Source organism: Streptomyces sp. NPDC004539, from assembly GCF_040610055.1.
Classification (GTDB): domain Bacteria; phylum Actinomycetota; class Actinomycetes; order Streptomycetales; family Streptomycetaceae; genus Streptomyces.
In genome coordinates this window covers 298,709-325,631 of record NZ_JBEXLS010000003.1, presented here as the reverse complement: position 1 = coordinate 325,631, position 26,923 = coordinate 298,709, and the positions used below count along the sequence as shown (strand labels likewise).

Here is a 26,923-nt window from a genome sequence, read left to right as displayed (position 1 = left end):
GACCGATTCACAGCTTTCCTTATTCCAGAGCGAGTTGGAATGAAGCCTGCGAATTCGGACAGAAACCTCAGATGCGACGCAGCCGGAATACCGCCGCATCCAGGTCACCCCGGAGCCCGGTCCGCAGCCCGTGGTGCAGCAGCACCGCACCTCGATGGATTTCACCCGTTTCACGGCATTCGTACGACGCCGTCGCGTCAAGTCCCCGCAGCCGTACCGCCGGTACGGGCTCCCCGTAGTGCTGGGACTGGAGCCAGGCGAGCACGACCGTCTCGTCCCCCCGGACGTACTGCACGGCGCTGAGGCCGCCCTCCGGGGCGCGCAGCCGGTAGAGGTCGCCGTGCTGGACGACGGGCCGGATCTCCTTGTAGAGCTCCACCCACTCGCGCGCCTCGGCGAGCTCCGCGTCGGTCCACTCGGAGAGGTCGCCGCCGACCCCGAGGACCCCGGCGAAGGAGCTGACGAACCGGAACTTCAGCGAGCTGACCCGGTGGTTGAGCTGGACGTTGGGGCTGTCGGTGACCCAGGCGGCCATCACGCGCGCGGGGTGGATCTGGCTGAAGCCGTGCTGGATGGCGAGCCGGTCCAGCGGGTCGGTGTTGTCGGAGGTCCACACCTGGTCGGTACGGCCGAGGATGCCGAGGTCGATCCGGCCGCCGCCGCCCGAGCAGGACTCGAAGGCGACACCGGGGTGCTTGGCGCGCAGCCGGTCCAGGAGCGCGTACAGCGCGCGCACGTGGTCGACCCACAGGCGCTGCGGGTAGGGGTCGCCGGGCCAGCCGGCGTCGGTGAAGCAGCGGTTGAAGTCCCACTTCACGTAGTCGATGGGGGCGCTGGACAGGAGGGTGTCGAGCCGCTCCCACAGGTACTCCTGGACGTCCTCGCGCGCGAGGTTGAGCATCAGCTGGTTGCGGAACTCGGTGCGCGTGCGGCCCTCCTGGAACTGCACCCAGTCGGGGTGGGCGCGGTAGAGGTCGCTGTCCGGGTTGACCATCTCGGGCTCGACCCAGATGCCGAACTGCATGCCGAGGCCGTGCACCCGGTCCGCGAGGGGCTTGAGGCCCTCCGGGAAGCGGTCGGGGTTGGGCGTCCAGTCGCCGAGGCCCGCGCGGTCGCTGGTGCGCGCCCCGAACCAGCCGTCGTCGACGACGAACAGCTCGACGCCGATGTCCGCCGCCCGGCGCGCGAGGACGAGCTGCTGCTCCTCGGAGATGTCGAAGGTGGTCGCCTCCCAGGAGTTGAACAGCACCGGGCGGTCCTGCTCGGCGTCCGGGATGACGTGCTCGCGCTGGTAGGCGTGCCAGGTGCGGCTGGCGCCGCCGAAGCCGCCGTCCGTCCACAGGGCGGCGAAGACGGGGGTCGTGAAGGAGTCGCCGTCGCCGAGGAGCAGGAGGCCGGAGTCGTCGTGTCCGGCGCCGCCGGTGATCTGCACGCGCGCGTCGGGGAGCTGGGCGACGGCGATCCGCCAGGAGCCGGACCAGCCGAGGGCGGCGGTGAAGACCTCGCCGCGCTCCTCGGTGGCGTCGGTGTCGAGGGCGACCCAGGGCAGGTGGGGGTGGCCGGTGTGGCCCCGGCGGCTGCCGATGATCTTCTCGCCGTAGGTGAGCTGTGCCCGCGTGAGGCGGGACTCGGCGGCCCAGCGGCCGTGCAGCTGGGACAGGCGCCAGCCCTCGCGGTGCGGGAGGGTCCAGGTCGCGGAGTCGGCGCGCAGCAGCTCCAGCGGCTCGGCCCCGTCGTTCCCGAGGACCGCCCAGCGCTCGACGACGTCCCCGCGCATCCGGTAGTGCAGGGCGACGGTCAGTCCGCCGTCCCGGAACGTGAGCCGGAGTTCGCCACCCTGCGCGTCGTACGCCTCGAAGGCCCACTCCGTGCCCCGGCGCCCGGGGGTGCGCACGGAGAGCGCCGGGCGCGTGAAGCGGGGGCCGCCCTCCACCGGGTACTCCTCGCGGCCGTCCAGCGCGGACTCGAAGGACGAGCCGTGCGGCAGCGGGACGGCGGCCAGCGCCTCGGCGTCGGCCAGGGCGATCGCCGGTCCCCAGTGGAGGTGCAGCAGTTCACCGCTCTCCGTGAGGTGGAGGGCGTAACTGCTCGTGGGGCCCGAAAGGAGCCACGTACGCCCGTTCTCAGCGGTTTCCAGCATCAGACCCTCACACGATCGAAAATCAGATAAAACACATACGAACACGTACGACCAGACGGCAACATCATCGGGGGTCGCCGGGCCCGCCTGCAACGCCTGTGGACAACTGCTTGGGTGTCACACCCATGTCGTATCGTCGACAGCGTGTCCCACCGGCCATTTCTGAGCCGCGCCGGCCCGGGACCGACTGGGAGGGAGACCCCGTGACGCAGCAGATCCCCTCGACCGAACCCGAGCTGGCAGGCGTCCGCAATTTCCGTGACGTGGGCGGCCTGCCGACGGCTGACGGGCGCCGGGTGCGCCACGGCGTGCTGTTCCGCAGCGGCCATCTGGCGCACGCGACCGAGGAGGACACCGCGTTCCTGGCCTCCCTGGGCCTGCACACGGTCTTCGACTTCCGCAACGCGGCGGACCAGAAGCTGGAGGGCCCGGACGTCGAACTGCCGGGCACGCGCAACGTCAACCTGCCGCTGTCGGACCCGGCGGACGGCGCGGAGTTCTGGAAGATGGTCCGCGACGGCGAGACCGAGCAGCTCCGCGAGATCCTCGGCGACGGCAGGGCGGCCGAGCGCATGATCACGTCGTACCGCACGATGATCGGGGCCCGCACCGCCGAGCACTCCCAGGTGCTGGCCGCCCTCGCCGACGACAGCGTGCCCGCCCTCATGCACTGCGCGGCGGGCAAGGACCGCGCGGGCCTGTCCATAGCCGTGACGCTCCTCGCGCTGGGCGTGGAGCGCGAGGCGATCGTCGCGGACTACCTGGAGTCGAACGCGACGCACCGCCGCTACCGGCTGCGCCGCTCGGACGGCTCCGCCCCGCCCGAGCGCTCCCCCGAGATCACCGAACTGCTCAGCCCCCTGTTCGAGGCCCGCGCGGAGTACCTCCAGGCGGCGTTCGACGCGATCGACGAGCGGTGGGGCTCGGTGGACGCGTATCTGGAGCAGGGCCTCGGGGTGACGCCGGAGCTGCGGGCGCGCCTGGAGGACCGCTTCCTGGAGTGAGCGCGCGGGCTACTGCTGCCGCGCCCCCATCTCGAAGAGGAACCAGAGGAACAGGCCGAGGACGTGCCCGCCGACGACGTAGACGAGCAGCCTGATCCACAGGGCGCGCGGGAAGCGTTCCTCACGGTTGTCGGTCATGGGGTCTCTCCAGGGGTGGGGCCCAGGCACAGGGCGGCCGTGGGGCTCTGCAACAGGGTGTGGACGAAGAGGAGGTCGACGCCGGGCTCGTCCCGGGCGGCGATGCGGTGCGGGGTCAGCGAGTCGAAGTGCGCGCTGTCCCCGGGGTCGAGGAGGTGCGTGGAGTCGCCGAGGGTCAGGCGCAGCCGCCCCTTGAGGACGTACAGCCACTCCTCCCCGGGGTGCACGCGCACGATGTCGCCCTGCGCGCCGTGCGGGACGCGCACCCGCAGCGCCTGCATCCCGCGTCCGGCGGCCCCGGCCTGGACGTACGTCCAGCCGCCGGCCTCGGTGGGCTCCATGTCCCCGGCGCGCACGACCGCGTCCCGGAGCACGGCGCTCTCGCCGAGGAGTTCGGAGACCGTCGTACCGTAGACCCGGGCGAGCGCGAGCAGCATCGGCAGCGAGGGCTGGCGCTGGCCCGTCTCCAGCCGGGAGAGGTAGGCGGGCGAGAGTCCGGCGGAGCGGGCGGCGGCCTCCAGCGTGAGGGAGGCGCGGCGGCGCAGGGCGCGCAGTTGCGGGGCCATCGCCGGGAGGGCGGCGGTCGGCTCGGCGTCCGGAGTGCTCATGCCTCCATTCAGCCCGGATCTTGCCTCCGAGGCAAATTTCTTGCCCCAGAGGCAAAAAATGGCGCTACCGGTTGGCCACCGCCTGCTTGATCAGCGTCTTCCCGAAGTCCCACATCAGCCCGCCCCCGCTGTGGGCGTCGTCCATGACCTCGGTGAACGCGTCCACGAACCGCTCCACGTCCGCCTCGTCGACGACGAGCGGCGGGATCAGCTTGATGACCTCCAGGTGGTCCCCGGAGACCTGCGTGAGGATGCGGTGGCGCTGGAGCAGCGGGACGACGACCATCTGCGCGAAGAGCCCCTTGCGGGCGGTCTGGAGCATCGCCCAGCGGCTGCGCAGCTTCAGCGAGGACGGCTTCCCGAACTCGATGCCGATCATCAGCCCCCGCCCGCGCACGTCGGCGAGCAGCTCGTACTTGCCGGTCAGCGCGGCGAGCCGGGACTTGAGGAGATCGCCGACGCGGCGGACGTGGGCGACGGTCTGCTCGTTCTCCATGACGTCCAGCACGGCGAGCCCGACGGCCATCGCCTGCGCGTTGGACCCGAAGCTCGCGGAGTGCACGAGGACGCGGTCCATGGACGAGTAGACCTTCTTGAAGATCCAGTCCTTGCCGAGCGTCGCCCCGACCGGGACATATCCGCCGGAGAGCGCCTTGGCGACGCACACCAGGTCCGGCTCGACGCCGTCCTCGTGCTGGTAGGCGTAGAAGTCCCCGGTCCGCCCGAGGCCCGTCTGCACCTCGTCGGCGATGAGCAGCGCCTTGTGCTTGCGCAGCAGTTCCTGCGCGGCCCGCAGATACCCGGGCGGCGCCTCGTGGACGCCCTTGCCCTGGATCGGCTCGACGATCAGCGCGGCGACGTCGCCCTTCCTCAACTCGCGTGCCAGCGCGTCGAGATCGCCGAGCGGGACGGCCGTGTCGGGCAGCAGCGGGGCGAAGCCGTCCCGGAAGCCGTCCTCGCCGTTGACGGAGAGGGCGCCGGTGGTGAGGCCGTGGAAGGCGTGCTCGCAGTACAGGACCCGGGGCCTGCCGGTCGCGTACCGGGCGAACTTCAGGGCCGTCTCGACCGCTTCGGTGCCGCTGTTGCCGAAGAAGACGCGGTCCAGGTGCGGGCTGTGCGCGAGGAGCCGTTCGGCGAGCAGGCCGGGCAGGGGCTGGCAGTCGAAACGGGTGAGGTCGGCGAGGCTCAGGTCCAGGACGTCGTGCAGCGTCTTCCTGATCACGGGGTGGTGGCGGCCGAGGGCCATCACCCCGAACCCGGCGAGCATGTCGAGGTGGTCGTTGCCGTCGGCGTCCCAGAAGTGGGCGCCCTCGGCCCGCTCGTACACCTTGTCGAACCCGATCGTCCGCAGCATGCGCGGCAGTTGGGGGTTGAGGTACTTGTCGTGCAGCTCGTAGCGCTCGGCGCCGCGGGCGGCGAGGAGGGCGCCGAGGTCGAACTCCGTGCTCATTCCTTCTCCTTGGCTGCGACGTCCTTGACCGCCAGGCTCGCCCCGATCCGGCCGGCGATCTCGACCGGGGTGAGCCCGATGTCCGCGAGCACCTCGCCGCGCTTGGCGTGCGGGAGGAACTGCTCCGGGATGCCGAACCGCCGTACGGGCACGTCGACCTCGGCGTCCCCGAGGGCCAGGGCGACGGCCGAACCGACCCCGGCGGAGCGGGAGTTGTCCTCGACGACGGCGACAAGCCGGTGCCGGGCGGCGAGGCCGGGCAGCTCGGGGTCGACGGGCTTGACCCAGCGGGGGTCGACGACCGAGCACTCGATCCCCCGCGCCGCCAGCAGTTCGGCCGCCTGGAGGCAGACCGGCGCCATCACCCCCACGGCGACGAGCAGGACGTCCGCCCCCGTCCGCAGCACGTCCATGCCGCCGACCTGTCCGAGGGCCGGGATCACCGGCCCCACCGACTCCTTCGGGAACCGGATCAGGGTCGGCGCGTCGTCCACGGCGACCGACTCCCGCAGCTGGAGCCGGAGTTGGTCGGCGTCACGCGGCGCGGCGATCCTGAGCCCCGGCACCACCTGGAGGATCGACATGTCCCACATCCCGTTGTGGGACGCCCCGTCGACCCCGGTCACCCCGGCCCGGTCGAGGACGAACGTCACCCCGCAGCGGTGCAGCGCGACGTCCATGAGGAGCTGGTCGAAGGCCCGGTTGAGGAAGGTCGCGTAGACGGCGACGACGGGGTGCAGGCCGCCCGTCGCGAGGCCGGCCGCGCTGACCGCCGCGTGCTGCTCGGCGATGCCGACGTCCCAGACACGGTCGGGGAAGCGGGCCGCGAACCCGCCCAGCCCGACGGGGTGCAGCATGGCCGCCGTGATGGCCACGACGTCGTCGCGCTCCTCCCCGATCCTGACCATCTCCTCGCCGAACACCGATGTCCAGGACGGGCCGCCGGCGGGCGCGAGGGGCGCGCAGGTCGCCGGGTCCATCACGCCGACGGTGTGGAAGTGGTCCTCCTCGTGCGCGAGGGCCGGTTCGTAGCCGCGGCCCTTCTCGGTGAGGCAGTGCACGAGGACGGGGCCGTGGAAGCGCTTCGCGCGGCGCAGCGCGGACTCCACGGCCTTGATGTCGTGGCCGTCGATGGGGCCGACGTACTTCAGGCCGAGGTCCTCGAAGAGGCCCTGCGGAGCGAACGCGTCCTTGAAGCCCTTCTTCGCGCCGTGCAGCGCCTCGTAGACGGTGCGGCCGACGACGGGCGTGTGCTGGAGGACGTCCTTGCCCCAGGCGAGGACCCGCTCGTAGGAGTCGGTGGTGCGCAGGGTCGCGAGGTGGTTGGCGAGGCCGCCGATGGTCGGCGCGTACGAGCGCTCGTTGTCGTTGACGACGATGATCAGCGGCCGGTTCTTCGCGGCTGCGATGTTGTTGAGCGCCTCCCAGGCCATCCCGCCGGTCAGCGCGCCGTCCCCGGTCACGGCGACGACGTGGCCCTTCTCGCCCTGGACGTCCCGCGCCTTGGCGAGTCCGTCGGCCCAGCCGAGGACGGTGGAGGCGTGGCTGTTCTCGATGACGTCGTGCTCGGACTCCTCGCGGGAGGGGTAGCCGGAGAGGCCGCCCTTGCCGCGCAGCTTGGAGAAGTCCTGACGGCCGGTCAGGAGTTTGTGGACGTACGCCTGGTGGCCCGTGTCCCACAGGATGCGGTCGACCGGCGACTCGAAGACCCGGTGCAGGGCGATCGTCAGTTCGACGACGCCGAGGTTCGGCCCCAGATGGCCGCCGGTCCGGGCGACCGCGGTCACCAGGAACTCCCTGATCTCCTCGGACAGCCGCCGCAGTTGCGGCTCGTTCAGCGCCCTCAGGTCGCGCGGTTGTCGGACATTCTCCAGAATCGTCACGCTCGGTTCCCCCTTCGGTTCCTGCGGTTCAACTCACGGTGACGGCGGGCTCCCCTGCCTCGACGCCGTCCTTCTCCAGCTGCGCGGCGATCTTCATCGCCTCCTCGATCAGGGTCTCGACGATCTTCGACTCGGGGACGGTCTTGATGACCTCGCCCTTGACGAAGATCTGCCCCTTGCCGTTGCCGGAGGCGACCCCGAGGTCGGCCTCGCGCGCCTCGCCGGGCCCGTTCACCACGCACCCCATGACGGCGACCCGCAGCGGCACCTCCATGCCGTCGAGGCCCGCCGTGACCTCGTCGGCGAGCTTGTAGACGTCGACCTGGGCCCGCCCGCAGGACGGGCAGGAGACGATCTCCAGCCGCCGCTGCCTGAGGTTCAGCGACTCCAGGATCTGGATGCCGACCTTGACCTCCTCGGCGGGCGGCGCGGACAGCGAGACCCGGATCGTGTCCCCGATGCCCTGCGCGAGCAACGCCCCGAACGCGACGGCCGACTTGATGGTGCCCTGGAACGCCGGGCCCGCCTCCGTCACCCCCAGGTGCAAGGGGTAGTCGCACTGTTCGGCGAGCTGCCGGTACGCCTCGACCATGACGACGGGGTCGTTGTGCTTCACGGAGATCTTGATGTCCCGGAAGCCGTGCTCCTCGAACAGCGACGCCTCCCACAACGCCGACTCGACCAGCGCCTCCGGCGTCGCCTTCCCGTACTTCTGGAGCAGCCGGCGGTCCAGGGACCCGGCGTTGACGCCGATCCGGATCGGCGTGCCGTGGTCCCGGGCGGCCCGCGCGATCTCGCGGACCTTGTCGTCGAACTGCTTGATGTTGCCCGGGTTGACGCGCACGGCCGCGCACCCGGCCTCGATCGCGGCGAACACGTACTTCGGCTGGAAGTGGATGTCCGCGATCACCGGGATCTGTGACTTCCGCGCGATGGTCGCGAGGGCGTCCGCGTCGTCCTGGGTGGGACAGGCGACGCGGACGATCTGGCAGCCGGACGCGGTGAGTTCGGCGATCTGCTGGAGGGTCGCGCCGATGTCCGACGTACGCGTCGTCGTCATCGACTGCACCGACACCGGGGCCCCGCCCCCGACCGGTACCGGCCCGACGTCGATCCGCCGCGAGACGCGTCGCGCGGCGATCGGACGGGCCGGTACCTCGGGGACGCCCAGGGGGACGGTGGTCACTCGCGGTTCCCGGCGACGGTCTCGCGCATGGCCCGCAGCGACTCCTTGAGCGAGCCCATGGTGGCGAGGACGGCGGTGGGTTCGTAGCCGCAGTGGGCCATGCAGTTGTCGCAGCGGGGGTCCTTGCCCCGGCCGTACTTGTCCCAGTCGGTCTTCTCGATGAGCTCGCGGTACGTCGGGACGTAGCCGTCGGCCATCAGGTAGCAGGGGCGCTGCCAGCCGAACAGGGAGTAGTTGGGGATCGCCCACGCCGTGCACGGGAAGTCGACCTTGCCCTCCAGGAAGTCCAGGAAGAGCGGGGAGTGGTTGAGCCGCCAGCGGCGCCGGCTGCCGCCGGAGAACGCCTTGCGGAACAGCTCGTGCGTCTGCTCGACGCCGAGGAAGTGCTCCTGGTCGGGGGCCTTCTCGTAGGCGTAGGCGGGCGAGATCATCATCTCGTCGACCTTGAGGTCGTCGTTGAGGTAGTTGAGGACCTCGATGATGGTCTGCGGGGTGTCGGTGTTGAAGAACGTCGAGTTGGTGGTGACGCGGAAACCGCGCCGCTTGGCCTCCTTGATCGCCTCGACGGCCTCGTCGAAGACGCCCTCCTTCGCCACCGACTCGTCGTGCCGCTCACGCAGCCCGTCGATGTGGACGGTGAACGCGAAGTACGGCGACGGCGTGAACTTCTCGATCTTCTTGCGCAGCAGCAGCGCGTTGGTGCAGAGGAAGACGTACTTCCTGCGGGCCACCAACTGGCGCACGATCTCGTCGATCTGAGGGTGCATCAGGGGCTCGCCGCCCGCGATGGACACCATCGGGGCGCCGGACTCCAGGACCGCGCCGACCGCCTGGGCGACGGGCATGCGCTGCTTGAGGACACCGGCCGGATGCTGGATCTTTCCGCAGCCCTCGCACTTCAGGTTGCAGGCGAACAGGGGTTCCAGCTCCACGATCAGCGGGAACTTGTCCCGCTTGCGGAGCTTCTGTTCGACCAGGTATGTGGCGACTTTGATGGACTGACGCAGCGGCATGGCCATCTGGCTCACCTCCGAGGGAGCAGCACATTACGGTGCCATTCGAAGAAAGAAGGCAGGACGGAACGAAGGACGCGGAAAGCCGATATTCCACCGCGCAGCGTGCCGATCCGGACGAGTTCATGTTCTGGAGCGTCCACGACCACCCGGACGGCCGCAACAGGGCGGGTCCCCGCGCGCACGGCGCTCAGGAGCGTCGCGGCCGACTCCATGTCGACGGCAATCGCGCCGGTCGCCCTGAGCGCCGAGCGCTCCGGACCCCGGACGACGTGGTCGGACCCCACGAGGGGCCCGGTGTGGACGGTGCACCCGGGGAGGGTGCGGGCGAGTTCCTTGACGAGCAGTTCGGTGTCGACGCACGGGACGCTCCCGCGCGGGTCCCGGGTCTCCTCGGCGACCACCAGGTCACCGGGGTGCATCCCGGGGGCGAGCCCGGCGCAGAACCCGGTGGCGAGCACCGCGGCCCCTTCGAGCACCGGGTCCCTCAGCACCCGTCCGACCGACCGCTCCGCGGCCCGCGGGCCCATCCCGGTGCGCAGGACGGTCACGGGCCCGGCGGCCCCGGCCCGGTCGCCCAGGCGCAGGGCGACGTGCTCGATGCCGAGCGCGCAGGCGATCAGCAGCGGCGCCGGGCCGGCCGGGGCTCCCATCAGCTCGCCCGGGCTTCGGGGGAACCGGCGGAAGGGGCGGTCCGCGCGGCGGCGCTGTCGGCGGGGACCGCCGCGCCCGACAGCGCACCGACCCCGGCGGCCCCGGAAGGCCGGCCGCCTGAACCGGCCCCCCTTCCCTTGACCTCCTTCACCGTGTCCGGCGTCCTCGCGAACACCGGCTCCCCGTTGACGTAGCGGCCCAGCGCGGTCAGCGGGAACACCTGGCGGTACAGGTGGTAGTTGATGGAGAAGTCCCAGGGGAAGCCCGTGCCGGTGAAGTAGGGCTCGTCCCAGGTGCCGTCCTCGCGCTGGGTCTCGGCGAGCCAGGCGATGCCGCGGGCGACGGCCGGGGAGCCGCGCTCGCCCGCCGCCAGCAGCGCCATGAGGGCCCAGCCGGTCTGGGAGGCGGTGGAGGCGCCGCTGCCGGCCCACTTCGTGGACTCCTGGTAGGAGCGCAGGTCCTCGCCCCAGCCGCCGTCCTCGTTCTGGACGTGCTCCAGCCAGGACACGGCCCGCCGGATCGCGGGGTGCTGGGCGGGCAGTCCGGCGGCCACGAGGGCGGGGACGACCGACCCGGTGCCGTACACGTAGTTGACGCCCCAGCGCCCGAACCACGAGCCGTCCGGCTCCTGTTCGGCCAGCAGCCAGGCGATGCCCCGCCGGGTGCGCGGGTCGTGGGAGAGCCCCTCGACGGCGAGCATCTCCACGACGTGCGCCGTGACGTCGGCGGACGGCGGGTCGATGACCTCCCCGAAGTCGCAGAACGGCATCCGGTTGGGGAACGGGCTCGTGTTGTCGACGTCGAACGCGCCCCACGCGCCGTTCCTCGACTGCATCCCGAGGTTCCAGCGCACCCCCCGCGCGATCGCCTTCTCCACCCGCTCCGGGTCGTGATGGCGCACCCGGCGCAGCGCGAGCACCACCTCGGCGGTGTCGTCGATGTCGGGGTAGTTGTCGTTGTGGAACTCGAACGCCCAGCCGCCCGGCGGGAGTTGGGGCCGCGACACGGACCAGTCGCCGGGCCGGACGATCTGCTCGCCGAGCATCCAGTCGGCGGCCTTCACCAACTGCGGGTGATCGGCGGGGACTCCGGCGTCGGCGAGGGCGATCGTCGCCAGGCAGGTGTCCCACACGGGCGACTGGCACGCCTCGATCATCCGGGCGCCGTCCTCGCGCCACACGGCGTAACGATCCAGCGATTCGAGTCCCGCGCGCATGACGGGGTGTTCGAGGTCGTAGCCGAGGAGGTACAGGGCGATCACCGAGTACACGGCCGGCGGCTGGATGCCGCCCCAGCAGCCGTCGTTCTCCTGCCGCTCGACGATCCAGCGCGCCGCGGAGTTCAGCGCGGCCTTGCGCAGCCTGCGCACCGCGAACGGCCGGTAGCCCCGGACGACCTTGTCGAGCCGCTGGAAGAGGCCGTCCCAACTGACCAGCGGGGCGAGCGGCTTGGGCGGGTTGGGCCGCGCCGGGTCGGTGTGCAGCTCGTCCAGCGGGAAGGGCGCCGGGCGCACCGGGCGCTTCGCGGAGACGACCGTGAGCGGGACGATCGTCTGCCGGGCCCAGCAGCCGAAGTTGTAGATCGACAGCGGGAACCAGCGCGGGAAGTAGATGAGTTCCGGCGGGAGTTCGGGCAGGTCCTCCCACTTCCACCAGCCGAACAGGGCCAGCCAGATCCGGGTGAAGACCCGGGCGGAGGCGATCCCGCCGCGGGCCCGGACCCACTCGGCGGCCCGCCGCATGTGCGGGGCGTCGGGGTCGTCCCCGGCGAGCCGGAGGGCGACGTACGCCTCGATGGTCGCGGAGAGGTCGGGGGGGCCGCCGTAGAACGTGGCCCAGGTGCCGTCCTCGCGCTGCTCGCCCCGGACGAACAGGGCGGACGCCTGGGTGGTCCGCTCGTCGCGGATGCCGAGGAACTGACGGAGCAGCAGATCCTCGGCGTCCATGGTGACGTTGGTCTCCAGGTCGCCCTTCCACCAGCCCTGCGCGTCCTGGTGGGCGAGCAGGTGGTCGGTGGCGCGGCGCATGGCACGCTCGGCGGCTTCTTGTACCCCGGCCGCCGCGAGGGTCGTGATGTCGGTGTCGCTGGCCGAGGCAGCGCGGGGCGGCAGGGCCCCGGTGCTTCCGTCGGTCGTCGCTGTCATGGCTTCCCCTATCAGTGCAGTCGTGCGAAGTCGTGCTGCTGTGGGTCCGCCGTCGGCCGGTGCTGTCCGCTCTCCTCGCGGCACCGGCCGGCGACTACGCGAGGGCTATTCGACCGATAGTGATCATCTCTTTCGTACGACGACGAAGTCCGCGAGCGCCGTGAACCTCTCCCGCACCTGCTCGGGCATGTCCACGTCGCCGAGGGCCTCGATGGCGATGGTGTGCTGGCGGCGGGCCTCCGCCGCGGTCCACTCCCGGCCGCCCGCCTCCTCGATGAGGGCGGCGCGGGCCGCGAACTCCTCCTCGGAGAAGTTCGCGAAGTCGGTGCTCTTCGCGTCGGCGGCGAGCAGTTCGCCGAGCCGCTCGGAGGCGCTGCCGCCGGCCGCGAGGGCGGCCACCACGGGCAGGGACTTCTTGCGCTGGCGCAGGTCGGACCAGGTCTGCTTGCCGGTGGAGACGGGGTCGCCCCAGATGCCGAGGAGGTCGTCGACGGCCTGGAAGGCGAGGCCCAGGTGGTAGCCGTACTTCTCCAGGGTGTCGGCGTCCTTCTCGTCCGCCCCGCCGAGGACGGCGCCGACGGAGGAGGCGCAGGCGAGCAGGGCGCCGGTCTTGTTGCCCTCCATCTCCAGGCACTCCTCGACGCTGACGCGGTCGCGGTGCTCGTAGGAGATGTCCTGGGCCTGGCCGTCGATGAGGGCGCGGGTCGCGGCGGTGAGCCGGCGGGCGGCGCGGCCGGCGCCGGCGGTGCCGGACTCCAGGAGGACCTCGTAGGCGAGCGCGAAGAGGGCGTCGCCGACGAGGATCGCCTGCGCGGGGCCGTGCACCTTCCAGACGGTGTCGCGGTGGCGGCGCTGCTCGTCGCCGTCCATCAGGTCGTCGTGCAGGAGGGAGAAGTTGTGGACGAGTTCCACGGCGACCGCGCCGGGCACGCCGACCGCCGGGTCGGCGCCGGTGACCTCGGCGGAGAGCACGGCGAGCGCGGGACGCACGGCCTTGCCGCCGTCGCCCTCGGTGGGGTTGCCCTGGGCGTCGATCCAGCCGAAGTGATAGGCGGCGACCGTGTCCATGGGGGGCGCGAGCCGGCCCGCGGCGGCCCTCAGCACCGGGGTGGCCAGGGTGCGACCGCGCTCCAGGAGCGCGGCGACGTCCACCGCGGTCCTTCGAGCGGCCGGCGAGGCCGGGGGCACAGTGGGCACAGTTTCTCCTCTTGTCGCGGTGTTCGCGGCGTGCTGGGTGGTCGCGGTACCGGAGGTGCGGGAACCTGCCGTGCTGTGCTGATGGAGCATCAGGCGGCCTCCTCTGATGCGAAGAGCCGGGAGGGGCGTGGGCGGCCGAGCGCGCCGAGCGCGGCGTCCACCGCGTTCGTACCGCTGCGGACCGCGCTCTCCATGGTCGCGGGCCACCCGGTGGCGGTCCACGCACCGGCCAGGTACAGGCCGGGGGCTTTCGTGACGGCGCCGGGGCGCAGCCGCCCGACGCCGGGGGCGGGGGCGAAGGTCGCGGTCTTCTCGCGGGTGACGAAGAAGTCGCGGACGGCGGCGCCGCGCGTCCTCGGCAGGAGCTTCTCCAGCTCGGGCAGGTAGCGCTCGCGCAGGTCGGCCACGGGCGCGTCGATGTCGTCGCGCGCGGCGGACTGGGACAGGGCGAGGTACTGCGCGCCGTCGCCCTTCGCCGCGAGGCCGGAGGAGGCGGTGCGGTCGAAGACCCACTGCACGGGGGTGCCGAGGGCTGCCAGGAAGGGGACGTTCATGACCGGGCGGTCGTAGATCACGTGCACGTTCAGGATGGGGGCGGTGCCGATCTCCAGGAGCCGCTCCGGGGCGTCGAGCGCGCCGGGCGGGAGGAGGTCGTACGCCTCGCGCTGGGGGACGGCGAGGACGACGGCGTCGGCCTCCAGGGTGCGGCCGGGAACTTCCACGGTCCAACGGCCGTTGTCCTGGCGGGAGACGGAGGTGACGCGTGTTCGGACCTCGATGCTCACGCCCGCGGAGTCGAGCGCCTTGCGGGCCAGCCGGTCGTGCAGTTCACCGAGCGGCACATGCGCCCAGCCGATGTCGGCCGCGCCCGGGTCGGACAGCAGACCGGTCTTGAACACCATCGCGGCGAGCGCCAGCGAGGCGTCGCCCGCGACGGCGTTGAGGGTGGCGACCCCGACCAGGTCCCACAGGGCCTCGACGGTCCGCGCCGACTGGCCGTGCGCGGCCAGCCAGCCGCCGAAGTCCTGGGCGTCCAGGGCGGGATCGGTGAGGTCGAGCCCCTTCAGCGCGAGCGCGGCGCGGCCCACGCTGGCGCGCTCGGCGAGCGAGAGATGCGGGTACGTCGCGAGGCTGCGCCCGAGATGCAGCGGGACCGGCAGGGCGTCGCGCCGGAGTCTGCCGAGGCGCCGGCCCTCGGGCTTCGCGACGTCGACGACCGGGACGTCCAGCCGGGGCTGGAGCGGGGCCAGTTCGGCGGCGCCGACGCGGTCGAGGAACCAGCGGTAGGCCGTGCAGCAGCGGAGGTAGACGTGCTGGCCGTTGTCGACGTCGAGTTCGCCGCGGCGGAAGGAGAAGGCGAGGCCGCCGAGCCGGGGCCGGCCTTCGAGGAGGGTGACCCGCACACCGGCGTCCGCGAGCCCGAGAGCGGCGGTGACCCCGGCGAGGCCACCCCCGACGACCACGGCACGGCGGCCGGTGCTCTCGTCCCTCATCGTGCGCCCTTTCCGGTCTGCCCGCGGTGGTGGATGAACTGTGCACCGAGGGCCGTCGCACACAGGGACGCCGCGCCGGGGCGCGGGGTTGCCCGGGGGACGGGGGTGACAAGCGGGGCCCAAGAGTCCGTCAAGAGGGCCTCCTGACGGTCTGCCGGGAGACGTGCCGGGCGTCGAGCCCGGACAGGCCGCGCGCGGCGACGTACGCCTTCTCGTGGCCGGGCAGGGAGACCCGGCCGCGCAGGACGGCCTCGGGGTCGCGTTCGATGCGGTCGAGCAGGCGCCGGTAGATCCCGGCCATCGCGGCGACGCAGGCCCCGCTGCGCCGGTCCAGCATCGGCAGCAGCCGGTACCCCTCGGCGAACAGGGCGCGGGCCCGGCGCACCTCGAAGTGGACGAGGCCCGCGAAGTCGGAGCCCGCCGGGGGCCGCGGGGCGGCGAACCCGGCCGAGCAGCCGAACTTGGCCAGGTCGTCGGCGGGCAGATAGGTCCGGCCGTCCTCGGCGTCCTCGCGGACGTCGCGCAGGATGTTGGTGAGCTGGAGGGCGAGGCCGAGGGTGTCGGCGTACTCGGGGGCGCGCTCGGCGCCGCGCGCGCCGGGGCGGGTGCCGAAGACGCCGAGGGAGAGCCGGCCGATGGCACCGGCGACGCACTTGCAGTACGTCTTGAGGTCGTCCCAGGTCTCGTAGGTCTCGCCGCGCAGGTCCATCTCGACGCCGTCGATCAGTTCGTCGAGGCCGCCGAGCGGGACCGGGTAGACCTGGGCGGTGTGGGCGAGGGCGACGGCGACGGGGTCGGTGTCGTCCTCGGCGACGTCGCCGGCCTGGACCCGGGCGAGCAGCGCGCGGGTGTCCGCGAGGCGCGCGCGTTTCACCTCGGGTTCGAGGTCGCCGTCGCCGATGTCGTCGACGCGGCGCGAGAACGCGTACAGCGCGGACATCGCGCGTCTCTTGGACATGGGCAGCAGCCGGATGCCGTAAGCGAAGTTGCGGGCCTGTGTGCCGGTGACGGCCTCGCAGTAGCCGTAGGCGGCGAGTACCGGCGCGGACACGTTCGGTGACGGCTCCACGGACCGGATCACCCCTCTCCTCGCAGGGTCGTGCCCGCTTCGCGCAGCAGCCGGAGCGTGCCGGGCTTGGGCGGGCCGGGAAGTACGTCGTACCGCACGGCGGAGATCGCGTGGAGTGCCGCTCGTCCCCCCGCCACGAAGCCGGCGAGCAGCAGCCTGAGCCTGCCGGTGACGCTACCCACAAGGGGGGCGCCTTCATTCAGGAGTCGGCGGGCGCGTTCCGCCTCGAACGCGACCAGCGCGCGCAGCGACGCGCCGGCGTGCTCCGCCGCGAGGTCCGCCTCGGTGACGTGGAAACGCCTCATGTCCTCGGCGGGCAGGTAGACACGGTCACGGCCGAGGTCCTCGGCCACGTCCTGGAGGTGTTCGACGATCTGGAGGGCGGTGCAGATCGCGTCGGAGCGGCGGACGCGCTCGGGGGTCTCGGTGCCGGTGACGGCGAGGACCAGGCGGCCCACCGGGTTGGCGGACAGCTCGCAGTAGGCGAGGAGGTCGTCGTACGTCTCGTAGCGGGTGACCAGCTGGTCCTGGCGGTTGGCGGCGATCAGGCCGAGGAAGGGCTCGGGGGTGAGGGCGCGGCGGCGGACCACGGGCTGGAGGGCCAGCAGGAGGGGGTGGTGCGGGGTGGCGTCGAAGACGCGGCGCAGGTCGGTCTCGAAGGCGTCGAGCATGGCCACGCGGTCGTCGGCGGCGGTCTCGGGGACGCCGAGGAGGCGGGCGTCGGCGCCGCCGGGGGCGAGGTCGCCGTCACCGATGTCGTCGACGAGGCGGGCGAAGCCGTAGATCGCCATGAGGTCGTCGCGCCAGGCGCGGGGGAGGAAGAAGGGGGCGACGGGGAAGTTCTCGTCGGCCGCCTTGTCGAGGGTGGCGCGGGTGGTGTGCGCGAGCGCGGTGTCCGTCATCGGCCGCCGCCCAAGACGCCACGCTGTGCGTCGGTCCTGGGAGTATCCGTAGCCATTGCCGTCACATCTCCCGTTCTACACTGCCGACCCAATACACACTATTTCGGACACGCCGCCCGGACCCCCGCGCGGCGGTGTACCCACTGAAGTCGTCCGCGCACGTTATCGCCCCACTTGCCGCGATTCGAGACCGCTACAGCTTACGTTGTACAGCGGACCGCGGTTCGTCGGGGTCTCCCGCAGATCACAACAACACACCGATTGCCGTCAAGATTCCTGCGCCACCGCGGAGTTGACGTTTCTTTTGCAGACGACGGGGCCCCGCCGGAAGGTTCCGGCGGGGCCCGCTGTCGTACCGGCTATTTGCCGGTGAACTTCTCGTACTCCTTGATCACCGCGTCGGTCGGCCCGTCCATCCGCAGCTCGCCGCGCTCCAGCCAGAGCACCCGGTCGCAGGTGTCCCGGATCGACTTGTTGCTGTGGCTGACGAGGAACACCGTGCCCGCGTGCTTGCGCAGCTCCCGGATGCGTTCCTCGGAGCGGACCTGGAACTTGCGGTCACCGGTCGCGAGGGCCTCGTCGATCATCAGGACGTCGTGGTCCTTGGCGGCGGCGATGGAGAACCTGAGCCGCGCCGCCATCCCCGAGGAATACGTGCGCATCGGCAGCGAGATGAAGTCGCCCTTCTCGTTGATCCCCGAGAAGTCGACGATCTCCTGGTAGCGCTCCTTGATCTGCTCCCGGGACATGCCCATGGCCAGCCCGCCCAGGACGACGTTGCGCTCGCCGGTGAGGTCGTTCATCAGGGCCGCGTTCACGCCGAGCAGCGACGGCTGGCCGTCGGTGTAGACCTTGCCGCTCTCCGGCGGCAGCAGCCCCGCGATCGCCCGCAGCAGCGTCGACTTGCCCGAGCCGTTGGTGCCGATCAGCCCGATCGCCTCACCCCGGTACGCGGTGAACGACACCCCCCGCACGGCGTGGACCTTGCGGACGCCGCGCTCCTCGCCGCTCTTCCTCCGCTTGACGATCCGGCTCAGCGCGGCCGTCGCGCTGCCCTTGCCGCCCTTGGCCCCGTTGACGCGGTAGACGATGTGCACGTCCTGCGCGATGACGGTGGGGACCTTCGTACCCTGCTCAGCCACGGCCGTACCTCTCCTCCGCCTGCCAGAAGTACACGAACCCGCCGACGGCGAACAGGACGGCCCAGCCGCCCGCGACCATCCAGACGTGGTCGGGGAGGTTGGACGAGCCGTAGTCCTCGATGAGGGCGAAACGCATCAGGTCCATGTAGACGGCCGTCGGGTTCCACTGGAGGACGGTGGCCACCCAGCCCGGACGCTCGGCGAGGTAGACGGGGATGGAGAACATCACGCCGGACGCGTACATCCACGTCCGCAGCACGAACGGCATCAGCTGCGCGAGGTCGGGGGTCTTGGCGCCCGCGCGCGCGAAGACCAGCGCGAGACCGGTGTTGAAGAGGAACTGGAGGGCCAGCACCGGCACGATCAGCGCCCAGGACAGGTCGGGGTAGCTGCCGAACGCCATCACGACCAGGAACAGCACCAGCATCGACCACAGCAGCTGCTGGAGCTGCTGGAGCGCGAAGGAGATCGGCAGGGAGGCCCGCGGGAAGTGCAGGGCGCGCACCAGGCCCAGGTTCCCGGAGATCGCGCGCACACCCGACATGACCGAGCTCTGCGTGAACGTGAAGACGAAGATGCCCGTGACGAGGAACGGGATGTAGACGTCCTTCGGCATGCCCTTCCCGGCGTTCAGGATGAGCCCGAAGATCAGGAAGTACACGACCGCGTTCAGCAGCGGGGTGGCCACCTGCCAGAGCTGGCCGAGCTTCGCCTGGCTGTACTGCGCGGACAGCTTCGCCGAGGAGAAGGCCAGGATGAAGTGGCGCCGGCCCCACAACTGGCGGACGTACGCGCGCAGGGACGGCCGGGCACCGCTGACGGCGAGACCGTACTTCTCGGCGAGCTGGGCGGCCGTGAGCCCGTCGTCCGGTGACGGGGGCTCACTCGTCATGACGCCGCCTTCGGGGGTTCTCTCACTCACAAGCGGAAACTTTCGTCTCGGGATGCGCGGCCTGGGCGGGCCTGGCACGAACCGGGGGCCGGGAAGCCGGCCCGGGGTGACCTCGGGGACGAGCTTTTCAGATGATCGGCGGGCGGCCCAGTCGGGTCAGCCGCCACACCGTACGCCACCGCATCGGCCTGCGCGGGCCGCAGTCGGTGGTCCAGCCCTCCCGGAACCCGCCGAACCACGCCCTGAGCGCGGGTATGGAGGGCCGGCGGAGCAGGGTCAGCGCCAGCCACACCCCGAGATAGACCGGGACGAGCACGGCGGGCAGGTTGCGGCGGGCCAGCCAGACCCGGTTGCGGGCCACCATCCGGTGGTAGACCGCGTGCCGCGAGGGGGCCGTCGTCGGATGGTGCAGCACCATGTCCGACCGGTAGTCGATCGCCCACCCCGCGTCCAGCGCCCGCCACGCGAGGTCGGTCTCCTCATGGGCGTAGAAGAACGCGTCCGGCAACCCCCCGACCTCGGCGAAGACCTGGGTGCGGACGGCGTTGGCGCCGCCGAGGAAGGTGGTGACCCGCGAGGAGCGCATCGGGTCGGAGGCCCGCAGCCGCGGCACGTGCCGGCGCTGGGTGACCCCCGTCCCCGGGTCGGCGATGCGGAAGCTGACGATGCCGAGGCGGGCGTCGTCGGTGAACGCCCCCCGGCACAGCTCGGCGGTGTCGTGCTCGGGGAGCAGGCCGTCGTCGTCGAGGAACATCAGTATGTCGACGTCCCGGCCGCTCGGACCGAACGCCTCGATGCCGGCGTTGCGCCCGCCCGGGATGCCGAGGTTCTCCGGCAGCTCGACCGTGCGCACGCCGCCCGGGACGTCCGGGACGGGCGAGCCGTTGCCGACCACGACCACCTCGACCGGGTCGCCGTCCTGCTTGGCGACCGAGTCGAGCAGCGCCCGCAGTTCCTCGGGGCGGTTGCCCATCGTGATGACGACCGCGCCGACTTTCAGCGCGGTCACTTGAGCCTGCTGGAGACCAGTACCGACACCAGGTGCAGGAGGGTCTGGAGCAGCGCGATCCCGGCCAGGACGGCGGTGCCGAGGCGGGTCCAGAAGAGGTCGCCGTGGTAGTGGTCGGCGATCGCGAGGACCAGGATCAGCAGGGACGCCTCGATGCCGAGGATCAGCCGGTGGAACTTGAGCGCGGCGGCGGCCTTGCGGGCCAGCGCCATCCCCGAGGAGCGCGGCTCGGACGCCGACTCCTTGACGGGCGCCATCCCGTTCTGGTGCCGGGCGACCCCGACGAGGTCCGTCTCCGCCTTGATCAGGATCGCGCCGAGCGCGGCGAGCGTCCCGAGGAACGCCCACAGCCAGTCGATGCGGCCGGTGCCGAACACGTCGGCGGCGCGCAGGCCGAGCCCGACGAGGACGGCCGCGTCGGTCAGGTAGGCGCCGACGCGGTCCAGGTAGACCCCGGCCAGCGAGTACTGCTTGCGCCAGCGCGCGATCTCGCCGTCCACGCAGTCCAGCAGCAGGTAGAGCTGCACCGCGACGACGCCGAGGACCGCGCCCCAGATGCCGGGGACCAGCAGCGCGGGGGCGGCCAGGACGCCGCACACCGTCATCAGGTACGTCAACTGGTTCGGTGTGACGCGGGTGTTGACCAGGTAGCGGTCGACCCTGAGGGACACCTCACGCATGTAGAGGCGGCCCATCCAGTGCTCGCCGCTGCGGCGGTCCTTGACCCCGGCGGGGTGGACGACCGGCCGGAGTTCAGCTACCGATGGCCTTGACATAGTCGGCGTAGACGTCCTTGATCTGGTCGGTCGTGAGGGCGAGGTGTTCGAGGATCGTGTAGCGGCCGGGGCGGGTCTGCGGGGCGTACTCGACGGCCTGGACGAACTCGCCCACGCTGAAGCCGATCTCCTCCGGCAGCACCGGCAGCCCGTGGCGGCGCAGCACCTCCGCCATGAACGCGGACTCCTCGTGCGCGCCCCGCAGGTACATGGCGAACGCGGCACCGAGTCCGCACTGCTCGCCGTGGGCCGCGGCACGCTTGGGGAACAGCAGGTCGAACGCGTGGTTGATCTCGTGGCAGGCGCCGGACGCGGGCCGGGAGTCCCCGGACACCGACATCGCGATCCCGGTCAGCACCAGCGACTCGGCCAGCACCTGAAGAAAGCCGTCGTCGCCGATGCCGCCCGGGTGGCGGAGGACCGCCTCGCCGGCCTGCCGGGCCATGGCCGCGGCGAGACCGTCGATCTTCTCGTTCTTCTCGCGGTGGGCGAGTTCCCAGTCCGCGATGGCCGAGATGTTGGAGATGGCGTCGCCGATCCCGGACCGCACGAACCGGACGGGCGCCTCACGGATCACGTCCAGGTCGATGACGACCGCTATCGGGTTCGGTACGCCGTAGGAGCCGCGCCCCGCGTCGTTGTCGAGGGTCGCGACCGGCGAGCACAGGCCGTCGTGCGCGAGGTTCGTCGGCACGGCGACCAGGGGCAGGCCGACGCGCGCCGAGGCGAACTTGGCGCAGTCGATGATCTTGCCGCCGCCGAGGCCGACGACGGCGTCGTAGTGGCCGGCCTTTATGTCGCCGGCCAGCCGGATCGCGTCGTCGAGGGTGCCGCCGCACACCTCGTACCAGCTCGCGCCGGGCAGGACGGGCGCGAGGCGTTCCCGCAGGAGCGCGCCGGACCCGGCGCTGACGGCGACCGCCAGCTTCCCCGAGTGCGAGATGCGCTCGTCGGCGAGCACCGACGCCAGGTCGTCGAGGGCACCCGGGCGGATGTCCACGACGACCGGCGACGGGATCAGCCGGGTCAGTACAGGCATGCGATCTCCCGCCCCTTGGCCAGGTCGTCGTGGTTGTCGATCTCGACCCACTTGACGTCGCCGATGGGCGCCACGTCGATCTGGAAGCCGCGGTTGACCAGCTCCTGGTAGCCGTGCTCGTAGAACTGCTGGGGGTCGGTCTCCCAGACGGTCTTGAGCGCGTCGGCGAGGTCGTCGGTGGCGGCGCCCTCGATGAGGGTCACGCCGATGTACTCGCCGGTCGCCTCGGCCGGGTCCATCAGCTTCGTGATCTTGCTGACGCCCTTCTCGGGGTCGGAGACGACCTTCATCTCCTCGTCCGCCAGGGACTTGACGGTGTCCAGCGCGAGGATGATCCGCTTGCCGTCGCCGCGCGCGGCGAGGAGCGTCCGCTCGACGGAGACCGGGTGGACGGTGTCGCCGTTGGCGAGGATCACGCCGTCCTTGAGGGCGTCACGGCCGCACCACAGGGAGTAGGCGTTGTTCCACTCCTCGGCCTTGTCGTTGTCGATGAGGGTCAGCTTGAGGCCGTACTTGGCCTCCAGGGCCGCCTGGCGCTCGTACACGGCCTCCTTGCGGTACCCGACGATGATCGCGACCTCGGTGAGGCCGATCTCGGCGAAGTTGCCGAGGGTCAGGTCGAGGATGGTCGTCTCGCCGTCGACCGGCACCAGCGCCTTGGGCAGGGTGTCGGTGTAGGGGCGCAGTCTCCGGCCGGCGCCGGCCGCCAGCACGAGGCCGATCATGCGGATTCTCCTTCGTCGTGTACGGCTGGGGCACCGGCCTTGTGCGCGGTGACCCAGAAGCGGATGCTCTCGACGAGCACCAGCAGGGCGACGGCCACGGCGAGGGCCGTGAGCGCGAGCGTGAATGCCTCTGCGGCGAGCAGGGCGGCGAGGACGCAGACGAGCAGCGTCCGTCCCTCCTGCCCCCCGACGGCGCGCACCAGCCAGGCCGGCGGCGCTCCGGCGCCACCGCGGATGCGGTACACCGTGTCGTAGTGATGGTAGGCGACGGCGGCCACCAGCCCGAAAGTCGCCGGAAGCGCTCCGTTCACGTCCGCGTGGGCCGCGAGGAGGAGGACGGTGGTGTATTCGGCGGTGCGGAAGAGGGGGACGACGAGCCAGTCGAGGGAGCCGGTGAGGGGCAGGGCCGTCACGGTCGCCGAGCCGAGGACGTAGAGCGCGGCGAAGATCAGCGGCACGCTGCTGCCGTATCCCGCGAGGCCGACGGCGAACAGCAGGGGCACCACGACGCCGACGGCCGAGCCGATCCGGGAGACGGTGCCGTGGTCGCGTACGCCGATGCGGCGGGCCAGGGGGTACAGGACGGCGACGAGGCCGCCGTTGTCCGCCATGTCCGCCAGCGCCTTCGCGGAGCGGTCCGTGTTCGGGGTGCGGCGGCGCAGGGAGCGCAGGACGCGGCCGGCGGTCGTGTAGAGGGCGGCGAGGCCGCAGCCGACGAGGAGGGCGTAGAAGGTGATCCGGGGGGTGGCCACGGCCGTGAGGACCGCGATCATCGCCCAGCGCTCGCCGATCGGCAGGATGATCATGCGGCGGACCCACACCGACAGGCCGACCTTCTTGACGGCGCCGGTCGCGGGCGGGGCGACGTCGTCCTCGGCCTCGTGGTAGGCGAAGTCGACCATGTGGCGGACGGTCTGCACGATCATCGCGGCCAGCGCGAGATGCCACACGTCGTCGCCGCCGCGCGCCGCTCCGAGGGCGAGGCCCGCGTAGTACGCGTACTCCTTGGCCCGGTCGAAGGTCGCGTCCAGCCAGGCGCCGAGCGTCGAGTACTTGAGGGCGTAGCGGGCGAGCTGGCCGTCCGTGCAGTCCAGGACGAACGACACGATGAGCAGGACGCCCGCCGCGACGAACCCCCCGCGCGTGCCGGTCGCCGCGCAGCCGGCCGCGATCAGGGCCGTCAGCAGGGAGGCGGTGGTGACCTGGTTGGGGGTCAGCCCGCGCCGCGCGCACCAGCGGGCGAGGTGGCGGGAGTAGGGGCTGATGAAGAACGTGGTGAAGAACCCGTCGCCCGACTTCACGGCGGACCTGAGGCGGACGGCCTCGTCGTCGACGGCGGTGACGGCCTGCCGGGCCTCGTTGCGAGCCTGCGGGTCCCGCGGGACGACGGCGACGAGGCTGCCGAGCGCGGGCCGGTGCACGGCCGTGCCCTCCGTGTCGAGGGCCCCCGCGACCCGGTCGGCGAGGCCCTCGACGGCTATGGCGGTACGGCCGCCCGCCGAGGTCTCCCGGGCGAGCGCCCTGGTCAGCGCGGCGCGGCCGTCGGGGCGCGCGGCGACGACGCCGGGGGCGGCGGACAGCGGGAACCGGGGGTCGGTGAGCGCGAGGCGCAGCGCGTGGACGTGGCCGACGAAGCGGGCGTCGACCAGTGCGACGCGTTCGTCACAGGGGGCCTCGGCGATCGACCGCTCCGCCTCGGTGGCGTCCCGTGCCGTCCCCACCTCGAACCCCAGTGACCTCAGATCGGCCTCGATCGACGATCCGGGGACCGGAGAGCCCGTGAGGATGGCGGTCGGCAACCGAACTCACTCCCTGAGAGCCGGTGCGTCCCGGCCGTGTACGACGAAATGGTGTGCGCCTCGGCACCGGACTCCGGGCGGGCGATATGACGGCAGAGGCTATCGGATACCGGAAGGCTCCCGTTCACTGCCCGTTCAACCTCGCTCAAGACCGTCCACACCGGGCGTGGGCGAGATCATCATCCGTGATCAGGGGGACTTCGGACAAACCGTGGGCGCGGGGGCGGCCGAGGTGCTCGGCGCGGGCCCGCCGAGCGGCCGTCCGCCTTCCTGACCTGCGGTTCGTTTACGCAGGTCAGAGCACATGACAACGGTGTTCAGTGCCGCGTTGCCGGATACCCCCCACCCGTAGTTCACTGTGGGTCGGACGAGCATTGGGAGGGCATTTCTCATGGGGGCTGGACACGATCACGGGCACAGCCACGCGCCGCCCTCGGGCACGGCCGCCGCCGCGTACGCGGGGCGGCTGCGGATCGCGCTCGGCATCACCCTGAGCGTGATGGTGGTGGAGATCGCCGGCGGGATCGCGGCGGACTCGCTGGCGCTGGTCGCGGACGCGGCCCACATGGCGACCGACGCCGTGGGGCTCGGGATGGCGCTGCTGGCGATCCGCTTCGCGGGCCGCCCGGCGAGCACGCACCGCACCTTCGGGCTGGCCCGCGCGGAGATCCTCGCGGCGCTCGCGAACTGCCTGCTGCTGCTCGGGGTCGGCGGGTACGTCCTGTACGAGGCGGTGCAGCGGTTCTTCACGCCGGCGCCGACCGAGGGCGGTCTGATGCTCGTGTTCGGGGCGATCGGCCTGGTCGCGAACATGATCTCGCTCACGCTCCTGATGCGCGGCCAGAAGGAGAGCCTCAACGTCCGGGGCGCGTTCCTCGAAGTCGCGGCGGACGCGCTGGGTTCGGTGGCGGTGCTGGTGTCGGCGGCGGTGATCCTGACGACGGGCTGGCAGACGGCCGACCCGATCGCCTCGCTGGTGATCGGCCTGATGATCGTCCCGAGGACGGTCAAGCTGCTGCGCGAGACGCTGGACGTGCTCCTGGAGTCCGCGCCGAAGGACGTCGACATGGCGCAGGTCCGCAGCCACATCCTCGGGCTCGACGGGGTGGAGGACGTCCACGACCTGCACGCGTGGACGATCACCTCCGGACTGCCGGTGCTCTCGGCGCACGTCGTGGTCCGCTCCGAGACCCTCGACGCGGTCGGCCACGAGAAGCTCCTGCACGACCTCCAGGGCTGCCTGGGCGACCACTTCGACGTCGAGCACTGCACGTTCCAGCTGGAGCCGAGCGGCCACGCGGAGCACGAGGCGCGGCTCTGCCACTGAGCCCGGTGGGACGATCGGATTGTCGGCCGCGTTTGCGAGCGTCCACTCGTCCGGGTTGCTTGTCGCCCCGTACCCCGGCGCGGACGGTTCCGGGGCGGCCGGGGCGGGCAAGATCACCCCTCGGGCCCCGTTCCCGGCACGGCCGAGCGCCGGGAGAGCCGGACGTGTACGGCAGACTGGGGGCGCGAGGACCGATGCTAAGGATGGGTATGCCGATCACACCTGCCACCACGACGCACAGCTCACCGAACGGCACCGCGGACCCGATTCTGCTGGAACTGGTCGACGAGGACGGCGTCACGATCGGCACGGCCGAGAAGCTGACCGCCCATCAGGCGCCGGGCCAACTGCACCGGGCGTTCTCGGTGTTCCTCTTCGACGAACAGGGCCGTCTCCTGCTCCAGCGGCGCGCCCTGGGCAAGTACCACTCCCCCGGCGTGTGGTCCAACACCTGCTGCGGACACCCCTACCCCGGCGAGGCCCCGTTCGCGGCGGCGGCCCGGCGGACGTACGAGGAGCTGGGGGTCTCGCCGTCGCTGATGGCGGAGGCCGGGACGGTCCGCTACAACCACCCGGACCCGGCGTCCGGGCTGGTGGAGCAGGAGTTCAACCACCTGTTCGTGGGCCTCGTGCAGTCCCCGCTCGCGCCGGACCCGGAGGAGGTCGACGGCACGGCCTTCGTGACGCCCGGCGAACTCGCCGAGCGGCACGCGAAGGACACGTTCTCCGCCTGGTTCATGACGGTCCTGGACGCCGCGCGGCCGGCCGTGCGGGAGCTGACGGGCGACACCGCGGGCTGGTGAGGGTCCGGCCCTGAAAAGGGCCGGTCAGACCGCGCGCAAAGGTTTCAGCGGGAGCGCCGCCCAGATGACCTTGCCGCCCGTCGTCGTGTGCTCGACGTCGCACACCCCGCCCGCCTCCCGGGTGACCTCCCGCACGAGCAGCAGGCCCCGGCCGCCGGTCGGGCTGTGGGGGTTCTCCAGGGCGGTCGGGCGGTAGGGGTGGTTGTCCTCGACGGACACCCGCACCCACTCCGCGCCGACGGCCACCTCCACCGCGAGGGTCGGCGACAGCAGCGCCGCGTGCTTCACCGCGTTCGTCACCAGCTCCGACACGATGAGCAGCAGTCCGTCGACGACGCCGTCCGCGACGGGCACCCCCTGCCGGTGCAGCAGGTCCCGTACGGCGCGGCGCGCCTGCGGGACCGAGGCGTCCACGGCGGGCGCGGTGAACCGCCAGACCCCCTCGTACGGCAGCGGGTCCCGCGCTTCCTCGGTCGTGCTCTCGCCCTCCGGGCGTGGGTCGGGCCCGCGCCCGTGGTCGTCCATTGTCCG

At 71.9% G+C, this 26,923-nt stretch carries 24 protein-coding genes; 3 read left to right on the top strand and 21 right to left on the bottom strand.

Annotation, left to right across the window (positions count from 1 at the left end):
• Window positions 1–67: 67 nt before the first annotated feature.
• A complete protein-coding gene (locus tag ABZX85_RS07995) occupies window positions 68–2,140 on the bottom strand; it encodes an alpha-galactosidase (protein ID WP_355863609.1) in 2,073 nt (690 codons plus the stop codon).
• A gap of 203 nt (window positions 2,141–2,343) precedes the next feature.
• Between ABZX85_RS07995 and ABZX85_RS07990 the strand changes: the two genes are divergently transcribed.
• Window positions 2,344–3,144, top strand: a complete 801-nt coding sequence (locus tag ABZX85_RS07990) for a tyrosine-protein phosphatase (protein ID WP_355863607.1) — start codon at window positions 2,344–2,346, stop codon at window positions 3,142–3,144.
• 9 nt (window positions 3,145–3,153) lie between these two features.
• On the opposite strand, the gene ABZX85_RS07985 is transcribed toward ABZX85_RS07990, so the two are convergent.
• The 19 genes from ABZX85_RS07985 to ABZX85_RS07895 all read right to left on the bottom strand — a co-directional run bounded on the left by ABZX85_RS07985 (window position 3,154) and on the right by ABZX85_RS07895 (window position 24,262).
• Window positions 3,154–3,282, bottom strand: coding sequence for a DUF6126 family protein (locus ABZX85_RS07985; protein WP_355863605.1), 129 nt, complete (start codon window positions 3,280–3,282; stop codon window positions 3,154–3,156).
• On the bottom strand, window positions 3,279–3,890 hold the full coding sequence (locus tag ABZX85_RS07980; protein WP_355863603.1) for an XRE family transcriptional regulator: 612 nt from the start codon (window positions 3,888–3,890) through the stop codon (window positions 3,279–3,281). Before ABZX85_RS07980 ends, ABZX85_RS07985 begins: the two co-directional genes overlap by 4 nt.
• 64 nt (window positions 3,891–3,954) lie before the next feature.
• Window positions 3,955–5,340, bottom strand: a complete 1,386-nt coding sequence (locus tag ABZX85_RS07975) for an aspartate aminotransferase family protein (RefSeq protein ID WP_355863601.1) — start codon at window positions 5,338–5,340, stop codon at window positions 3,955–3,957.
• Window positions 5,337–7,223: a 1-deoxy-D-xylulose-5-phosphate synthase gene (gene dxs / locus ABZX85_RS07970; RefSeq protein WP_355863599.1), complete on the bottom strand. Its 1,887-nt coding sequence runs from the start codon at window positions 7,221–7,223 to the stop codon at window positions 5,337–5,339. Before dxs ends, ABZX85_RS07975 begins: the two co-directional genes overlap by 4 nt.
• Window positions 7,224–7,251: 28 nt before the next feature.
• Window positions 7,252–8,409, bottom strand: a complete 1,158-nt coding sequence (gene ispG / locus ABZX85_RS07965; protein ID WP_355863597.1) for a flavodoxin-dependent (E)-4-hydroxy-3-methylbut-2-enyl-diphosphate synthase — start codon at window positions 8,407–8,409, stop codon at window positions 7,252–7,254.
• On the bottom strand, window positions 8,406–9,428 hold the full coding sequence (gene hpnH / locus ABZX85_RS07960) for an adenosyl-hopene transferase HpnH (protein ID WP_355863595.1): 1,023 nt from the start codon (window positions 9,426–9,428) through the stop codon (window positions 8,406–8,408). The genes ispG and hpnH overlap by 4 nt, the downstream gene beginning before the upstream one ends.
• Window positions 9,429–9,433: 5 nt before the next feature.
• The gene (locus ABZX85_RS07955) at window positions 9,434–10,075 is read right to left on the bottom strand and encodes a 1-hydroxy-2-methyl-2-butenyl 4-diphosphate reductase (RefSeq protein ID WP_355863593.1); all 642 of its coding nucleotides are present in this window, start codon (window positions 10,073–10,075) and stop codon (window positions 9,434–9,436) included.
• Window positions 10,075–12,219 (bottom strand): squalene--hopene cyclase, encoded by a 2,145-nt coding sequence (gene shc / locus ABZX85_RS07950; protein ID WP_355863591.1) that lies wholly within the window; start codon window positions 12,217–12,219, stop codon window positions 10,075–10,077. The genes ABZX85_RS07955 and shc overlap by 1 nt, the downstream gene beginning before the upstream one ends.
• A 123-nt stretch (window positions 12,220–12,342) precedes the next feature.
• A complete protein-coding gene (locus tag ABZX85_RS07945) occupies window positions 12,343–13,407 on the bottom strand; it encodes a polyprenyl synthetase family protein (protein ID WP_355864163.1) in 1,065 nt (354 codons plus the stop codon).
• 98 nt (window positions 13,408–13,505) lie between these two features.
• Window positions 13,506–14,909, bottom strand: coding sequence for a hydroxysqualene dehydroxylase HpnE (hpnE, locus tag ABZX85_RS07940; RefSeq protein WP_355863589.1), 1,404 nt, complete (start codon window positions 14,907–14,909; stop codon window positions 13,506–13,508).
• Between the two features lie 130 nt (window positions 14,910–15,039).
• The gene (gene hpnD, locus ABZX85_RS07935) at window positions 15,040–15,990 is read right to left on the bottom strand and encodes a presqualene diphosphate synthase HpnD (RefSeq protein WP_355863587.1); all 951 of its coding nucleotides are present in this window, start codon (window positions 15,988–15,990) and stop codon (window positions 15,040–15,042) included.
• Window positions 15,987–16,880 (bottom strand): squalene synthase HpnC, encoded by an 894-nt coding sequence (hpnC, locus tag ABZX85_RS07930; protein ID WP_355863585.1) that lies wholly within the window; start codon window positions 16,878–16,880, stop codon window positions 15,987–15,989. Before hpnC ends, hpnD begins: the two co-directional genes overlap by 4 nt.
• A 359-nt stretch (window positions 16,881–17,239) precedes the next feature.
• A complete protein-coding gene (locus tag ABZX85_RS07925; RefSeq protein WP_355863583.1) occupies window positions 17,240–18,022 on the bottom strand; it encodes an ABC transporter ATP-binding protein in 783 nt (260 codons plus the stop codon).
• The gene (locus ABZX85_RS07920) at window positions 18,015–18,914 is read right to left on the bottom strand and encodes an ABC transporter permease (RefSeq protein ID WP_355863581.1); all 900 of its coding nucleotides are present in this window, start codon (window positions 18,912–18,914) and stop codon (window positions 18,015–18,017) included. Before ABZX85_RS07920 ends, ABZX85_RS07925 begins: the two co-directional genes overlap by 8 nt.
• 127 nt (window positions 18,915–19,041) lie before the next feature.
• Entirely contained in the window at window positions 19,042–19,887 is an 846-nt protein-coding gene (locus ABZX85_RS07915; protein WP_355864161.1) for a glycosyltransferase, read from the bottom strand.
• A gap of 32 nt (window positions 19,888–19,919) precedes the next feature.
• Window positions 19,920–20,699: a CDP-alcohol phosphatidyltransferase family protein gene (locus ABZX85_RS07910; RefSeq protein ID WP_355863579.1), complete on the bottom strand. Its 780-nt coding sequence runs from the start codon at window positions 20,697–20,699 to the stop codon at window positions 19,920–19,922.
• Entirely contained in the window at window positions 20,677–21,738 is a 1,062-nt protein-coding gene (locus tag ABZX85_RS07905; protein WP_355863577.1) for an iron-containing alcohol dehydrogenase family protein, read from the bottom strand. The genes ABZX85_RS07910 and ABZX85_RS07905 overlap by 23 nt, the downstream gene beginning before the upstream one ends.
• On the bottom strand, window positions 21,726–22,463 hold the full coding sequence (locus ABZX85_RS07900; protein ID WP_355863575.1) for a phosphocholine cytidylyltransferase family protein: 738 nt from the start codon (window positions 22,461–22,463) through the stop codon (window positions 21,726–21,728). The genes ABZX85_RS07905 and ABZX85_RS07900 overlap by 13 nt, the downstream gene beginning before the upstream one ends.
• Window positions 22,460–24,262 (bottom strand): DUF5941 domain-containing protein, encoded by a 1,803-nt coding sequence (locus ABZX85_RS07895; RefSeq protein WP_355863573.1) that lies wholly within the window; start codon window positions 24,260–24,262, stop codon window positions 22,460–22,462. The genes ABZX85_RS07900 and ABZX85_RS07895 overlap by 4 nt, the downstream gene beginning before the upstream one ends.
• Before the next feature lie 391 nt (window positions 24,263–24,653).
• On the opposite strand from ABZX85_RS07895, the gene ABZX85_RS07890 reads away from it, so the two are divergent.
• Window positions 24,654–25,589 carry a cation diffusion facilitator family transporter gene (locus ABZX85_RS07890; protein ID WP_355863571.1) on the top strand — a complete coding sequence of 312 codons (936 nt, stop codon included), beginning with the start codon at window positions 24,654–24,656 and terminating at the stop codon, window positions 25,587–25,589.
• A gap of 209 nt (window positions 25,590–25,798) precedes the next feature.
• Window positions 25,799–26,392, top strand: a complete 594-nt coding sequence (gene idi, locus ABZX85_RS07885) for an isopentenyl-diphosphate Delta-isomerase (protein ID WP_355863570.1) — start codon at window positions 25,799–25,801, stop codon at window positions 26,390–26,392.
• A 24-nt stretch (window positions 26,393–26,416) separates the two neighbouring features.
• On the opposite strand, the gene ABZX85_RS07880 is transcribed toward idi, so the two are convergent.
• Window positions 26,417–26,917 (bottom strand): ATP-binding protein, encoded by a 501-nt coding sequence (locus ABZX85_RS07880; RefSeq protein ID WP_355864159.1) that lies wholly within the window; start codon window positions 26,915–26,917, stop codon window positions 26,417–26,419.
• Window positions 26,918–26,923: the final 6 nt, after the last annotated feature.